The 13,641-nt window shown below is 59.8% G+C and carries 22 protein-coding genes; all 22 read left to right on the top strand.

All coding sequences use genetic code 11. The features are described from left to right. Nucleotides 1-966: 966 nt before the first annotated feature. Entirely contained in the window at nucleotides 967-1,338 is a 372-nt protein-coding gene (gene rpsL / locus NB311A_RS03850; RefSeq protein ID WP_009797142.1) for a 30S ribosomal protein S12, read from the top strand. Nucleotides 1,339-1,353: 15 nt separating this feature from the next. Beyond that, nucleotides 1,354-1,824: a 30S ribosomal protein S7 gene (gene rpsG / locus NB311A_RS03845; RefSeq protein WP_009797141.1), complete on the top strand. Its 471-nt coding sequence runs from the start codon at nucleotides 1,354-1,356 to the stop codon at nucleotides 1,822-1,824. 32 nt (nucleotides 1,825-1,856) lie between these two features. Continuing rightward, nucleotides 1,857-3,929 carry an elongation factor G gene (fusA, locus tag NB311A_RS03840; protein WP_009797140.1) on the top strand — a complete coding sequence of 691 codons (2,073 nt, stop codon included), beginning with the start codon at nucleotides 1,857-1,859 and terminating at the stop codon, nucleotides 3,927-3,929. Nucleotides 3,930-3,968: 39 nt separating this feature from the next. After that, nucleotides 3,969-5,159 carry an elongation factor Tu gene (tuf, locus tag NB311A_RS03835; RefSeq protein ID WP_009797139.1) on the top strand — a complete coding sequence of 397 codons (1,191 nt, stop codon included), beginning with the start codon at nucleotides 3,969-3,971 and terminating at the stop codon, nucleotides 5,157-5,159. A gap of 101 nt (nucleotides 5,160-5,260) precedes the next feature. Further along, on the top strand, nucleotides 5,261-5,569 hold the full coding sequence (rpsJ, locus tag NB311A_RS03830; RefSeq protein ID WP_002712302.1) for a 30S ribosomal protein S10: 309 nt from the start codon (nucleotides 5,261-5,263) through the stop codon (nucleotides 5,567-5,569). Nucleotides 5,570-5,672: 103 nt separating this feature from the next. Then, nucleotides 5,673-6,416 carry a 50S ribosomal protein L3 gene (gene rplC / locus NB311A_RS03825; RefSeq protein WP_009797138.1) on the top strand — a complete coding sequence of 248 codons (744 nt, stop codon included), beginning with the start codon at nucleotides 5,673-5,675 and terminating at the stop codon, nucleotides 6,414-6,416. 1 nt (nucleotide 6,417) lies between these two features. Next, nucleotides 6,418-7,038: a 50S ribosomal protein L4 gene (gene rplD, locus NB311A_RS03820; RefSeq protein WP_009797137.1), complete on the top strand. Its 621-nt coding sequence runs from the start codon at nucleotides 6,418-6,420 to the stop codon at nucleotides 7,036-7,038. Next, complete coding sequence (locus tag NB311A_RS03815) at nucleotides 7,035-7,331, top strand: 50S ribosomal protein L23 (RefSeq protein ID WP_009797136.1); 297 nt, start codon at nucleotides 7,035-7,037, stop codon at nucleotides 7,329-7,331. The genes rplD and NB311A_RS03815 overlap by 4 nt, the downstream gene beginning before the upstream one ends. A gap of 28 nt (nucleotides 7,332-7,359) precedes the next feature. Beyond that, the gene (gene rplB / locus NB311A_RS03810; protein ID WP_040673883.1) at nucleotides 7,360-8,193 is read left to right on the top strand and encodes a 50S ribosomal protein L2; all 834 of its coding nucleotides are present in this window, start codon (nucleotides 7,360-7,362) and stop codon (nucleotides 8,191-8,193) included. A gap of 15 nt (nucleotides 8,194-8,208) precedes the next feature. Continuing rightward, entirely contained in the window at nucleotides 8,209-8,487 is a 279-nt protein-coding gene (rpsS, locus tag NB311A_RS03805; RefSeq protein WP_009797134.1) for a 30S ribosomal protein S19, read from the top strand. A 10-nt stretch (nucleotides 8,488-8,497) separates the two neighbouring features. Further along, entirely contained in the window at nucleotides 8,498-8,884 is a 387-nt protein-coding gene (gene rplV / locus NB311A_RS03800; RefSeq protein ID WP_009797133.1) for a 50S ribosomal protein L22, read from the top strand. Nucleotides 8,885-8,903: 19 nt separating this feature from the next. Further along, nucleotides 8,904-9,599 (top strand): 30S ribosomal protein S3, encoded by a 696-nt coding sequence (gene rpsC / locus NB311A_RS03795; protein ID WP_009797132.1) that lies wholly within the window; start codon nucleotides 8,904-8,906, stop codon nucleotides 9,597-9,599. A gap of 79 nt (nucleotides 9,600-9,678) precedes the next feature. After that, nucleotides 9,679-10,092 (top strand): 50S ribosomal protein L16, encoded by a 414-nt coding sequence (rplP, locus tag NB311A_RS03790; RefSeq protein WP_009797131.1) that lies wholly within the window; start codon nucleotides 9,679-9,681, stop codon nucleotides 10,090-10,092. 5 nt (nucleotides 10,093-10,097) lie between these two features. Then, the gene (rpmC, locus tag NB311A_RS03785; protein ID WP_009797130.1) at nucleotides 10,098-10,304 is read left to right on the top strand and encodes a 50S ribosomal protein L29; all 207 of its coding nucleotides are present in this window, start codon (nucleotides 10,098-10,100) and stop codon (nucleotides 10,302-10,304) included. Nucleotides 10,305-10,315: 11 nt separating this feature from the next. Then, a complete protein-coding gene (gene rpsQ / locus NB311A_RS03780; protein ID WP_009797129.1) occupies nucleotides 10,316-10,564 on the top strand; it encodes a 30S ribosomal protein S17 in 249 nt (82 codons plus the stop codon). Nucleotides 10,565-10,603: 39 nt separating this feature from the next. Beyond that, entirely contained in the window at nucleotides 10,604-10,972 is a 369-nt protein-coding gene (gene rplN / locus NB311A_RS03775) for a 50S ribosomal protein L14 (protein WP_009797128.1), read from the top strand. Further along, complete coding sequence (gene rplX / locus NB311A_RS03770) at nucleotides 10,972-11,286, top strand: 50S ribosomal protein L24 (RefSeq protein ID WP_009797127.1); 315 nt, start codon at nucleotides 10,972-10,974, stop codon at nucleotides 11,284-11,286. The genes rplN and rplX overlap by 1 nt, the downstream gene beginning before the upstream one ends. After that, nucleotides 11,279-11,836, top strand: a complete 558-nt coding sequence (rplE, locus tag NB311A_RS03765; RefSeq protein ID WP_009797126.1) for a 50S ribosomal protein L5 — start codon at nucleotides 11,279-11,281, stop codon at nucleotides 11,834-11,836. The genes rplX and rplE overlap by 8 nt, the downstream gene beginning before the upstream one ends. A gap of 43 nt (nucleotides 11,837-11,879) precedes the next feature. Then, a complete protein-coding gene (rpsN, locus tag NB311A_RS03760) occupies nucleotides 11,880-12,185 on the top strand; it encodes a 30S ribosomal protein S14 (RefSeq protein WP_009797125.1) in 306 nt (101 codons plus the stop codon). 13 nt (nucleotides 12,186-12,198) lie between these two features. Next, a complete protein-coding gene (gene rpsH, locus NB311A_RS03755; RefSeq protein WP_009797124.1) occupies nucleotides 12,199-12,597 on the top strand; it encodes a 30S ribosomal protein S8 in 399 nt (132 codons plus the stop codon). Nucleotides 12,598-12,667: 70 nt separating this feature from the next. Then, entirely contained in the window at nucleotides 12,668-13,201 is a 534-nt protein-coding gene (rplF, locus tag NB311A_RS03750) for a 50S ribosomal protein L6 (RefSeq protein ID WP_009797123.1), read from the top strand. A gap of 11 nt (nucleotides 13,202-13,212) precedes the next feature. Next, nucleotides 13,213-13,575 (top strand): 50S ribosomal protein L18, encoded by a 363-nt coding sequence (gene rplR / locus NB311A_RS03745; RefSeq protein ID WP_009797122.1) that lies wholly within the window; start codon nucleotides 13,213-13,215, stop codon nucleotides 13,573-13,575. The last annotated feature ends 66 nt before the right edge of the window (nucleotides 13,576-13,641 follow it).

The raw sequence follows: 13,641 nt of genomic DNA, 5'->3' as shown, positions 1-13,641 counted from the left end.
AACGACGACTGGATTCTTTCCGCTTCTGACTGAATCAGAAGTGGGCTCTTTGTTTGATTTGACGCGTTCTCTTGATGTGAGCCGGTGTCCACTTCGCTCGAAAAACGCGCTAATTCGACTATATCCCCCCATGCGAACAACACCGGCTCCGCGAATCCGCGCCGTCAGCGACCATCTGACTCGACCAGTTCAGTTTGCGAGACTGCAGCCCCTGACTGAATTTCAGCCCTGTTCCATGTCCGGTGGCTCTCCGTCAAAAATCGACAGGAGCTTCGCAGGGGCAGGGCGCTGTTTTGATTCGATGCAAGATCGGGGGATATGGCTCGGCGAAAAATCGGGCAGGAGCCACAATCCGGAGCTTCGCTTCTGACTCAATCGGAAGCGAAAATGCTCTAACAGGGGTGAAGTCCATCGCTCTGAAAACATATTATTTATAATGGCTTACGGAAAATATGCGCCGGCGGTTGCTGCCGAAGCCGGGTGCGGTGGGAGGGTCGTGCGAAACCGTTGGAAGTGCTCCTGTTGTGGCGGTTCAGCCTTGACTTGACGAGTCGCCGTGGATAAAACCCGCGCACTTAACGGCAGGCGGTGAGCTACGCCAACGTCGGAACAGAAAACCCTATCTATCTGCTGTGATTGATAGAGACGGGCACCAACCTCGACGAATGCTGCTCAGACGCTGCCGAAATAGCTAGGCAATGCCAGGACGATAGTCGTTCTCTTGAGCGAGATCTCTCGAGATTGATTTCGGATGCATGACCTCGGTGGAAGCCGACCGGTTCATCCCGGTTGACGTTGATCGCGGTCCTCTGTGGCGTCGAAGCGCTTCCCGTTCAGCAATGAACGGTCGGCGCGGTTTTTGTTTTGCGTGAAGCGATTCATGCATCGCAAGCGGGTGGGCAGTAGCTCCGGACGAAGTGCGAAGCCGATCGGGGTTTCGCGTAAATATAAGGGTGAAGGCGAACGATGCCGACGATCAACCAACTGATCGCAAGTCCGCGCGTCATACAGAAGTCGCGCAAGAAGGTGCCCGCGTTGCAGCAGTCGCCGCAAAAGCGCGGCGTGTGCACGCGTGTTTACACCACGACTCCGAAGAAGCCCAATTCGGCGCTGCGCAAGGTCGCTAAGGTGCGTCTGACCAATGGCTTCGAGGTCATCGGTTATATTCCGGGTGAGGGGCACAACCTTCAGGAACATTCCGTAGTCATGATCCGCGGCGGCCGCGTGAAGGACTTGCCGGGCGTGCGCTACCACATCCTCCGCGGCGTCCTGGATACGCAGGGCGTCAAGAACCGCAAGCAGCGTCGTTCGAAGTACGGCGCGAAGCGTCCGAAGTAAGCGGGAACAGAAACGATGTCGCGTCGCCATTCTGCCGAAAAGCGTGAAGTGCTCCCCGACCCGAAGTTCGGAAACGTCGTTATTACGAAGTTCATGAACTCGATCATGTATGCCGGAAAGAAGTCGGCAGCCGAAAGCATCGTCTACGGCGCGCTCGATCTGATCGAGGCCAAGACCAAGCAGGGTCCGCTGACCGTTTTCGAGCAGGCGCTCGAAAACGTCATGCCGACCATCGAAGTGCGGTCACGTCGCGTTGGCGGCGCGACCTATCAGGTGCCCGTGGAGGTTCGCTCGACCCGCCGTCAGGCGCTGGGCATTCGCTGGCTGATCGCGGCTGCGCGGGGGCGCAATGAAAAAACGATGATGGAACGGCTCTCGGCCGAACTGCTCGACGCATCGAACAATCGGGGAAGCGCGGTGAAGAAGCGGGAAGACGTGCACAAGATGGCGGAAGCCAACCGTGCCTTCTCGCACTATCGCTGGTAACGGCGACATAACAGGAATTTAAGGACAGCTTCATGCCCCGCCAACATGCCATCGAGGATTACCGTAATTTCGGTATCATGGCGCATATCGACGCCGGCAAGACCACCACGACCGAGCGTATCCTTTATTACACCGGCAAGAGCCACAAGATCGGCGAAGTGCACGAGGGTGCCGCGACGATGGACTGGATGACGCAGGAGCAGGAGCGCGGCATCACCATTACCTCGGCCGCGACCACCGCGTTTTGGGACGGCAAGCGCCTGAACATCATCGACACCCCCGGCCACGTCGACTTCACCATCGAGGTGGAGCGTTCCTTGCGTGTGCTCGACGGCGCCGTATGCGTGCTCGACTCAAATCAGGGTGTTGAGCCACAGACCGAAACCGTGTGGCGTCAGGGCGATAAGTACAAGGTGCCGCGCATCGTCTTCTGCAACAAGATGGATAAAACCGGCGCCGACTTCTACAAGTGTCTCGCTGACATTGTTGACCGTCTCGGCGCGCGTCCGATCGCGCTGCAGCTTCCGATCGGCTCGGAAAGCAACTTCAAGGGCATGGTCGACCTCGTTCGCATGAAGGCGCTGGTCTGGAATAACGAATCGCTCGGTGCGATGTATGACGTCGCCGACATTCCGGCTGACCTCGTCGACAAGGCGAAGGAATATCGCGAAAAGCTGGTGGAGGCCGCTGTCGAACTCGACGACGATGCCATGGCCGCCTATCTCGACGGCGCCGAGCCCGACGAAGCCACATTGAAGAAGCTGATCCGCAAGGCTGTGCTGACCGGCGCTTTCTATCCGGTTCTGTGCGGCACGGCTTTCAAGAACAAGGGCGTGCAGCCGCTGCTCGATGCCGTGGTCGCCTATCTGCCGTCGCCGCTCGATGTACCCGCGATCAATGGTGTGGACGACAAAGGCAACGAAGTTGTCCGTCACGCCGACGACAAGGAGCCAATGTCGTTGCTGGCGTTCAAGATCATGGACGATCCGTTCGTCGGCACCATCACATTCTGCCGCATCTATTCCGGCATCCTTCAGAGCGGCACCGGCGTCGTCAACTCGACACGCGAGAAGAAAGAGCGCATCGGCCGGATGCTGCTGATGCATGCGAACAATCGCGAGGACATCAAGGAAGCCTATGCCGGCGACATCGTCGCGCTGGCCGGCCTCAAGGAAGCGCGCACCGGCGACACGCTGTGCGATCCCGCTCATCCGGTGATCCTCGAAAAGATGGAATTCCCCGATCCCGTCATCGAGATCGCGATCGAGCCGAAGTCCAAGGCCGATCAGGAAAAGCTCGGTATCGCGCTGGCGAAGCTTGCGGCGGAAGATCCGTCGTTCCGTGTCTCGACCGATCTGGAGTCCGGCCAGACCATTCTCAAGGGCATGGGCGAACTCCATCTCGACATCAAGGTCGATATCCTCAAGCGCACCTATAAGGTCGATGCCAACATAGGCGCCCCGCAGGTGGCGTTCCGCGAGCGGGTCACCAAGCGTATCGAACACAGCTACACCCACAAGAAGCAGACCGGCGGTACCGGTCAGTTCGCCGCGGTGACGCTGATCGTCGAACCGAATGAAGCCGGTAAAGGATACGAGTTCGAGTCGAAGATCGTCGGCGGCGCCGTGCCCAAGGAATACATTCCCGGCGTGGAGAAGGGCATCGAGAGCGTGCTCAGTTCCGGCGTGGTCGCGGGCTTCCCTGTTGTCGATGTCAAGGTGCAGCTGATCGACGGCAAATTCCATGACGTCGACTCGTCGGCATTGGCATTCGAAATCGCGACGCGCGCCTGCTTCCGCGAGGCGCTGCAAAAGGGCAAGTCGGTGCTGCTGGAGCCGATCATGAAGGTCGAGGTGGTGACACCGGAAGACTATACCGGCTCGGTCATCGGCGATCTCAACTCGCGGCGGGGCCAGATCCAGGGGCAGGACATGCGTGGCAACGCCAACGTCATCAATGCGATGGTGCCGCTCATGAATATGTTCGGCTACGTGAATAATCTGCGCTCGATGAGTCAGGGGCGCGCGACCTTTACGATGCAGTTCGATCATTATGCTGAAGCGCCGGCGAATGTGTCGGCGGAAGTCCAGAAAAAGTTTGCCTGATTGTCGCTGGCGACAGTCGACGACTGAACGGAGAGTCAAATGGCCAAAGCAAAGTTTGAACGTAACAAGCCGCATTGCAACATTGGTACAATCGGTCACGTCGACCATGGCAAGACGTCATTGACGGCGGCGATCACGAAGGTTCTTGCGGAAGCTGGCGGAGCGACGTTCACGGCATACGACCAGATTGACAAGGCTCCCGAAGAGAAGGCGCGCGGCATCACGATTTCGACGTCGCATGTCGAATACGAGACGCCGAACCGTCACTATGCGCATGTCGACTGTCCTGGCCATGCGGACTACGTGAAGAACATGATCACGGGCGCGGCGCAGATGGACGGTGCGATCCTGGTTGTGTCGGCGGCTGACGGCCCGATGCCTCAGACGCGGGAGCACATTCTCCTGGCGCGTCAGGTCGGCGTTCCGGCGATCGTGGTGTTCTTGAACAAGTGCGACATGGTTGACGATCCGGAGCTTCTGGAACTGGTTGAGATGGAGGTCCGGGAGCTTTTGTCGAAGTACGAGTTCCCTGGCGACGATATTCCGATCATCAAGGGTTCGGCGCTGGCGGCGCTGGAGGATTCCGACGCCAAGCTTGGCAAGGAAGCGGTGCTTGAACTTATGAAGGCGGTTGACGCCTACATTCCGCAGCCGGAGCGACCGATTGACCAGCCGTTCCTGATGCCGGTTGAGGACGTGTTCTCGATTTCGGGACGCGGCACGGTTGTGACGGGCCGGGTGGAGCGCGGTATTATCAAGGTCGGCGAGGAAATCGAGATCGTCGGCATCCGCGAGACGCAGAAAACGACGGTGACGGGCGTTGAGATGTTCCGCAAGCTTCTCGACCAGGGGCAGGCGGGCGATAACATTGGAGCGCTGTTGCGCGGCACCAAGCGCGAGGATGTGGAGCGCGGTCAGGTTCTGTGCAAGCCCGGCTCGGTGAAGCCGCACACCAAGTTCAAGGCGGAAGCCTATATCCTGACCAAGGAGGAGGGCGGTCGTCACACGCCGTTTTTCACCAACTATCGGCCGCAGTTTTACTTCCGCACCACGGACGTGACAGGGGTGGTGCATCTTCCGGCCGGCACCGAGATGGTGATGCCGGGCGATAACGTCGCGATGGAGGTGCATCTGATCGTGCCGATCGCAATGGAGGAAAAGCTGCGCTTCGCCATCCGCGAGGGGGGCCGTACAGTCGGAGCAGGCGTCGTCGCCAGCATCATCGAGTAAGAACAAGAGAATTGCGAATAGCGAGTGGCGAATAGAAGATCTTCTATTTCGCTATTCGCTACTCACTACTCACTATTCGCTTTTCAAAGAGAGACACGGCAATGAACGGCCAGAATATCCGCATCCGTCTCAAGGCGTTCGACCATCGGATTCTCGATACGTCGACCCGCGAGATCGTGAACACCGCGAAACGCACCGGCGCGCAGGTCCGTGGGCCAATCCCGCTGCCGACGCGAATCGAGAAGTTTACGGTCAACCGTTCGCCGCACGTCGACAAGAAAAGCCGTGAGCAGTTCGAAATGCGGACGCACAAGCGTCTTCTCGATATCGTCGATCCAACTCCTCAGACAGTCGATGCCTTGATGAAGCTTGATCTGGCCGCGGGCGTCGACGTCGAGATCAAGCTCTGACTCCGCGGCCCGCCGCTTTTTCGGACCGGGACACGCGGAAAGTCAGAACGAAGTTTGGGAACAGTCCGATCGTTAGCGGACAGAAAGAACAGGAAGCACGACGATGCGCTCCGGAGTGATCGCACAAAAGGTCGGGATGACGCGGGTCTTCACGGAGGCCGGCGAGCACATCCCTGTGACCGTGCTGAAGCTAAGCAATTGTCAGGTGCTGGGACACCGGACCAGTGAGAAAAACGGCTACGTCGCTTTGCAGCTTGGCTCGGGCGCGCGCAAGACGGTCTACATGCCCAAGGCGGAGCGCGGACAATTCGCGGTCGCCAAGGTTGAGCCGAAGCGCAAGGTCGCGGAATTTCGCGTGTCGCAGGATTCCCTGATTCCGGTCGGTGCGGAAATTCAGGCGGACCATTTCGTCGTCGGCCAGTTCGTCGATGTCACCGGAACCTCGGTGGGTAAGGGTTACGCCGGTGGCATGAAACGCTGGAATTTCGGCGGTCTGCGCGCCACGCACGGTGTATCGATTTCGCATCGTTCGATCGGCTCGACTGGCGGCCGTCAGGATCCAGGCAAGACTTTCAAGAACAAGAAGATGCCCGGCCACATGGGTGTTGATCGCATCACAACGCTGAACCTGCGCGTGGTGCAGACCGACGTTGAGCGCGGCCTGATCCTGGTCGAGGGAGCCGTTCCGGGCTCCAAGGGCGGCTGGATCGCGGTGCGCGACGCGGTGAAGAAGCCCTTGCCCAAGGAAGCTCCGAAGCCAGGCAAGTTCAAGGTTGCAGGCGGCGCGCAGGCTGCGGATGAGGACAAAGTCACGGCAGATGTCCCGGCCGAGAAGGAGGGGGCATAACATGGAACTGAACATTACCACCCTGGAAGGTAAGGCTGCGGGTTCGGTTCAATTATCGGACGGAATCTTTGGGCTCGAGCCGCGCAAGGACCTGATTCAGCGCTGCGTGAACTGGCAACTCGCCAAGCGTCAGGCCGGGACGCGCAAGACGAAGGGACGTGCGGAAATCTGGCGTACCGGCAAGAAGCTGTTCAAGCAGAAAGGCACCGGCAACGCCCGTCACGGCTCGGCCCGCGCGCCCCAGTTCCGTGGCGGCGGCCGTGCGTTCGGGCCAGTCGTTCGCAGCCATGCGCATGACCTGCCCAAGAAGGTGCGCGCGCTAGCGCTGCGCCATGCTCTATCGGCGAAGGCCAAGGACGGCGGTTTGATTGTCATCGACAGCGTCGAATTGAAGGAGGCCAAGACCAAGGCTCTGATGGGGCACTTCTCTGGCCTTGGTCTGACCAGTGCGCTGATCGTCGATGGTGCGCAGGTTCATGCCGGGTTTGCAACGGCTGCACGTAACATTCCGAACATCGACGTGCTGCCGATCCAGGGCATCAACGTCTACGACATTCTGCGCCGCCAGAAGCTGGTGTTGACCAAGGCGGCGGTTGATGCGTTGGAGGCGCGTTTCAAATGACAATCGGCGCGAACCATTACGACGTGATTGTTGCTCCGGTTATTACCGAAAAGGCGACGATGGCCTCCGAGCACAACAAGGTTGTGTTCAAGGTGGCTCGCAAGGCGACCAAGCCGCAGATCAAGGAAGCGATCGAAAAACTGTTCGACGTCAAGGTTAAGAGCGTGAACACGCTGGTACGTAAAGGCAAGACGAAGGTTTTCCGGGGGCGTCTGGGTTCACAGTCAGACATCAAGCGCGCGGTTGTGACCCTGGAAGAAGGCCATCGCATCGACGTCACCACTGGTCTCTGAGGCGGAAACGGCTTTAAGGCGATAGATTATGGCACTCAAGACTTACAATCCCACGACGCCGGGCCAACGCCAGTTGGTAATGGTCGATCGCTCGGCCCTCTACAAGGGCAAGCCGGTCAAGACGTTGACCGAGGGCAAGCGCGGCAAGGGCGGCCGCAATAACACCGGGCGCGTGACCGTGCGTTTTCGCGGCGGCGGCCACAAGCAGGCTTATCGCAACGTCGATTTCAAGCGCGGCAAGACGGACGTGCCGGCGATCGTCGAGCGACTCGAGTATGATCCGAACCGCACTGCGTTCATCGCGCTGATCAAGTATCAGGACGGTGAGCAGGCTTATATTCTGGCGCCGCAGCGCCTGGCTGTCGGCGATACCGTCGCGGCCGGAAATTATGTTGACGTCAAGCCGGGCAATGTCATGCCGCTCGGCAACATGCCCGTCGGCACGATCGTCCACAACGTCGAGATGAAGATCGGCAAGGGCGGTCAGCTTGCGCGTTCCGCCGGCACCTATGCTCAGATCGTCGGTCGCGACCAGGACTATGTCATCCTGCGTCTGAATTCGGGCGAGCAGCGCCTGGTGCACGGCCGCTGCCGCGGCGCCATTGGTGCGGTATCGAATCCGGATCACATGAATACCTCGATCGGCAAGGCGGGCCGCACCCGTTGGATGGGCCGCCGTCCACACAACCGTGGCGTGGTCATGAACCCGATCGACCATCCGCATGGCGGCGGCGAAGGCCGGACGTCGGGTGGCCGTCACCCGGTGACGCCGTGGGGCAAGCCGACCAAGGGCAAGAAGACCCGTTCCAACAAGTCGACCAACAAGTTCATTCTCATCAGCCGCCACAAGCGGAAGAAGTAGTAAGGAAAGCCGGACATGGTTCGTTCAGTCTGGAAAGGCCCGTTTGTTGAAGGCTCGCTGCTCAAGAAGGCAGATGCCGCGCGGGCGAGCGGCCGTCATGACGTCATCAAGATCTGGAGCCGCCGCTCGACCATTCTGCCGCAATTCGTCGGCCTGGTGTTCGGCGTCTACAACGGCCAGAAGCATGTGCCTGTGTCGGTAAACGAAGAGATGGTCGGTCACAAGTTCGGCGAGTTCTCGCCGACCCGCACGTTCCATGGCCACTCGGGCGACAAGAAAGCCAAGAGGTCTTGAGGTTCAAGTTATGAGCAAACCAAAGCGCGAACGGAGCCTCCCGGAAAACGAGGCCAAGGCAATCGCCCGGATGCTTCGGGTGAGCCCGCAGAAGCTCAACCTGGTTGCGCAACTGATCCGCGGCCGCAAGGCATCCGCGGCGCTCGCGGACCTGCAGTTTTCGCGCAAGCGAATTGCTGGCGACGTCAAGAAGTGTCTGGAATCGGCGATCGCCAACGCCGAGAACAATCACGACCTCGACGTCGACGAGTTGATCGTGTCGGAGGCTTTTGTCGGCAACGGCATGGTGATGAAGCGTTTCGCGCCGCGCGGCCGTGGCCGTTCGGGCCGTATCTATAAACCGTTCTCGCAGCTGACCATCGTGGTGCGTCAGGTCGAGGCCGAGGCGAGCGCTTAAAGAGGCGCGGGAGAAAACGATGGGTCAGAAGATCAATCCAATCGGGCTGCGTCTGGGTATCAACCGAACCTGGGATTCCCGTTGGTATGCCGGCAAGAGCGAGTACGGAAGGCTGCTGCACGAGGACGTCAAGATTCGCGAACTTCTGCACAAGGAACTCAAGCAGGCGGCCGTCGCCCGCATCGTGATCGAGCGCCCGCATAAAAAGTGCCGCGTGACGATCCATTCGGCGCGCCCCGGCGTCGTGATCGGCAAGAAGGGCGCCGATATCGACAAGCTGCGCAAGAGGGTTGCCGACATCACCTCTTCGGACGTGGTGCTCAACATCGTCGAGATTCGGAAGCCGGAGCTCGATGCCACGCTGGTCGCCGAATCGATTGCGCAGCAGCTTGAGCGCCGCGTCGCGTTCCGTCGCGCGATGAAGCGTGCCGTGCAATCGGCGATGCGTCTCGGCGCCGAGGGCATCCGCATCAACTGTTCGGGCCGGCTCGGCGGCGCCGAAATCGCCCGCATGGAATGGTATCGCGAAGGCCGTGTGCCGCTGCACACGCTGCGCGCCGATGTGGACTACGGCGTTGCCACCGCGTTCACGACGTTCGGTACCTGTGGCGTCAAGGTTTGGATATTCAAGGGCGAGATCCTCGAGCATGATCCGATGGCTCAGGACAAACGCCTGGCCGGCGACGACAGCCGTCCGCGCCGCGATGCGGCTTGAACGACAGCATGATCCCGAAAAGCGGTCACCGGTTTTCGGACCAGATCATGCGCAAAGAGAAGGTTTGAGGGCGTAAGCCATGATGCAACCGAAGAAGACCAAGTTCCGGAAGGCGCATAAGGGCCGCATCCACGGCACCGCGTCGTCGGGTGCGACACTGGCGTTCGGCCAGTTCGGCCTGAAGGCGATGGCGCCCGAGCGCATCACGGCGCGCCAGATCGAAGCCGCGCGGCGGGCGCTGACGCGTCACATGAAGCGCGCGGGACGGGTCTGGATCCGTATTTTCCCGGATGTGCCCGTGTCGAAGAAGCCGGCCGAGGTCCGCATGGGCTCAGGCAAGGGTGCGCCGGAATTGTGGGTGGTACGGGTCAAGCCGGGCCGGGTACTTTTCGAGATCGATGGCGTGGCTCCGCAAACCGCGAAAGAAGCGCTCACGCTCGCCGCCGCCAAACTGCCGATCAAGACGCGCTTCGTCGCGCGCATCGCGGAGTAATCGACATGGCCGCAATGAAGACCGCTGACATCCGCGCGATGACCCCCGACCAGATGGACGATGCTATCGTCAGTCTGAAGAAGGAACGGTTCAATCTGCGTTTCCAACGCGCGACAGGACAGCTTGAGAACACATCGCGGATGCGTGAAGCCCGCCGCGATATCGCACGGATCAAGACCATCGCCGCGCAAAAGCGCGACGCGAAGAAATAAGGGGCTTTAAGATGCCGAAACGTACGCTGCAGGGCGTGGTCGTCAGCGATAAGCAAGCCAAGACGGTTGTGGTGCGGGTCGATCGCCGTTTTACCCATCCGATCTACAAGAAGACCATTCGCCGCTCGAAGAACTATCACGCGCACGACGAGAACAACGAGTTCAAGCCGGGCGACATGGTGTGGATCGAGGAAAGCAAGCCGATCTCGAAGTTGAAGCGCTGGACCGTGGTTCGGGGCGAACAGAAGAAAACCGCTTAAGCGCGATTTTGCGCATCAGAAAGAGGACAAGGTGCATCAATGATTCAGATGCAGACCAACCTCGACGTGGCCGATAATTCAGGCGCACGCCGTGTTATGTGCATCAAGGTGCTTGGAGGTTCCAAGCGCCGCTATGCAACGGTGGGCGACATCATCGTCGTGTCGATCAAGGAAGCCATCCCGCGCGGGAAGGTGAAGAAGGGCGACGTCATGAAGGCGGTGGTGGTGCGGGTCTCCAAGGATATCCGCCGCGCGGACGGTTCGGTGATCCGTTTCGACCGCAATGCGGCCGTTCTGATCAACAATCAGTCCGAGCCTGTCGGTACCCGTATTTTCGGACCGGTGCCGCGCGAGTTACGCGCCAAGAACCACATGAAAATCATATCGCTGGCGCCGGAGGTGCTGTGATGGCTGCCAAGATCCGGAAGGGCGACAAGGTTATCGTATTGTCGGGCCGCGATAAGGGCCGCACCGGCGAGGTGTTCGAGGTGCGCCCCGCGGAAGGCAGGGCGCTGGTGCGCGGCGTCAATATGGTGAAGCGCCACCAGAAGCAAACCCAGAACCAGGAGGGCGGCATCATTTCGAAGGAGTCGCCGGTTCACCTGTCAAATATCGCGATCGTCGGCAAGGATGGAAAGCCGACCCGCGTCGGTTTCAAGATTCAGGCAGACGGCACCAAGGTGCGTGTCGCCAAGCGCTCGGGAGCGGAGATCGATGGCTGAGACGGCTTACGTGCCGCGCCTGCGCGCGGAGTATGACAAGAGCATCCGAGCCCGGCTGACCGAGCAGTTCGGTTACGTCAACGTCATGCAGGTGCCTCGCCTCGACAAGGTGGTTCTCAACATGGGAATCGGCGAGGCCGTGAATGACCGTAAAAAGGCCGAGACGGCGGCGGCCGACCTGTCGTTGATTGCGGGCCAAAAGGCGGTGGTGACTTATTCGCGCGTGGCGATTTCAACCTTCAAGCTGCGTGAGAACCAGCCGATCGGCTGCAAGGTGACGCTGCGCAAGGCGAAGATGTACGAGTTCATCGACCGCCTTGTGAATGTCGCGCTGCCACGCGTACGTGACTTTCGCGGTCTCAATCCGAAGAGTTTCGACGGTCGCGGCAATTACTCGCTCGGCATCAAGGAACACATCATTTTCCCGGAGATCGATTTCGACAAGGCCGGGGAGAGCTGGGGTATGGACATCACTGTCTGCACGACAGCGCAGACGGACGACGAAGCCCGGGCGCTGCTGACTGCATTCAATTTTCCGTTCCGGCAGTGAGACGCTGAGAAGCGCTCAGACGCGGAAAGGTAAGGAGCCTAGCATGGCAAAGAAGAGTTCGATCGAGAAGAACAACCGGCGCAGGCGGATGGCTGGAAACGCGGCTGCGAAGCGCGCTCGGCTGAAAGCCATCATCGCCGACAAAACCAAGCCGATGGAGGAGCGGTTCGCCGCCACGCTGAAACTCGCCGAAATGCCGCGCAATTCGTCGGCGACGCGTATCCGCAACCGCTGCGAGCTGACCGGACGTCCGCGCTCGAATTACCGCAAGAACAAGCTCAGTCGCATTGCGCTGCGCGAGCTCGGCTCCAGAGGTCTGGTTCCCGGCCTCGTGAAGTCGAGCTGGTAAGGAGGATCGCCAGATGTCCACGCACGATCCGATCAGCGATCTCATCACCCGCATTCGCAATGCGCAGATGCGCAACAAGCCCAAGGTTTCGGCTCCCGGCTCGAAGATGCGTGCCAACGTGCTCGAAGTGCTTAAAAGCGAGGGCTATATCCGGGGTTATGCCAGTGTCGAGCATTCCTCGGGCCGCAGCGAGCTGGAGATCGAGCTGAAATATTTCGACGGGGAGCCCGTGATCCGCGAGATCGAGCGCGTCTCCAGGCCTGGCCGGCGCGTTTACGCCTCGGTGAAAAATCTGCCGCGCGTCAACAACGGGCTGGGAATTTCAGTGCTGTCGACGCCGAAAGGAATCATGGCCGACCACGAGGCGCGCGACGCCAATGTGGGCGGTGAAGTTCTGTTCACGGTGTTCTAGATGCGTGTCGCGAAAGTGGGAACCGATTTTGCGACAGCAATGCGCGCAGACTAATATGAAGGAATGAGCCATGTCACGCATCGGCAAGAGGCCAGTCACGGTGCCGTCCGGTGTTACTGCGACGGTCCAAGGGCAGACCGTCAAGATGAAGGGGCCGAAAGGCGAGCTTCAGTTCATTGTCCATGATGACGTCGAGGTGAATCTCGAGAGCGGCGTAGTGAAGGTCGCGCCTCGATACCAGACCAAGCGTGCGCAGGCACTGTATGGTACCGCCCGCGCGCAAGTCGCAAATCTTGTCGCTGGCGTCACGAAGGGATTCGAGAAGAAGCTCGAGATTGTCGGCGTCGGCTATCGCGCCGCGTTACAAGGCAAATCGTTGCAGCTCGCGCTCGGCTATAGTCACGATGTCAGTTACCCGATCCCCGAAGGGATCACGATTGCTGTGCCAAAGCCGACTGAAATTACGATCACGGGTAATGATGCGCAGCGCGTTGGTCAGGTCGCGGCCGAAATCCGTGGCTATCGTCCGCCGGAGCCCTACAAGGGCAAGGGCGTGAAGTACGCCGACGAAACAATCTTCCGCAAGGAAGGAAAGAAGAAATAACGGAGCCGGTCATGTCGAAACTGAAGATTACGAATGCCCGGCGCAAGCAACGCGTGAGGCTGTCGTTGCGTCGGACTGCAAATGGCCGACCGCGGCTGTCGGTGTTCCGCTCGTCGAAGCATATATATGCCCAGGTCATTGACGACCTGAAGGGCGAGACGCTGGCTTCGGCGTCCTCGCTCGAGAAAGTGATGCGCGGTACGGGCAATACGGGCGCCAATATCGAGGCGGCCAAGGAGGTTGGTAAGCTGTTGGCGGAACGGGCGGTGAAGAACGGCGTCACGGAAGTTGTTTTTGATCGTGGCGGCTATCTCTATCACGGTCGCGTCAAGGCGTTGGCTGATGCCGCTCGCGAAAGCGGATTGAGCTTCTAGGCGCGTGGTCCGCAAAAGCGAATCCGGTTTTGCGACAAGACTACGCGTATTGAGATTGGTATCGAA

The organism is Nitrobacter sp. Nb-311A, assembly GCF_000152905.1.
Classification (GTDB): Bacteria; Pseudomonadota; Alphaproteobacteria; order Rhizobiales; family Xanthobacteraceae; genus Nitrobacter.
The sequence above is the reverse complement of the archived record's forward strand: the minus strand, read 5'-3'. Positions and strand labels throughout refer to the sequence as shown.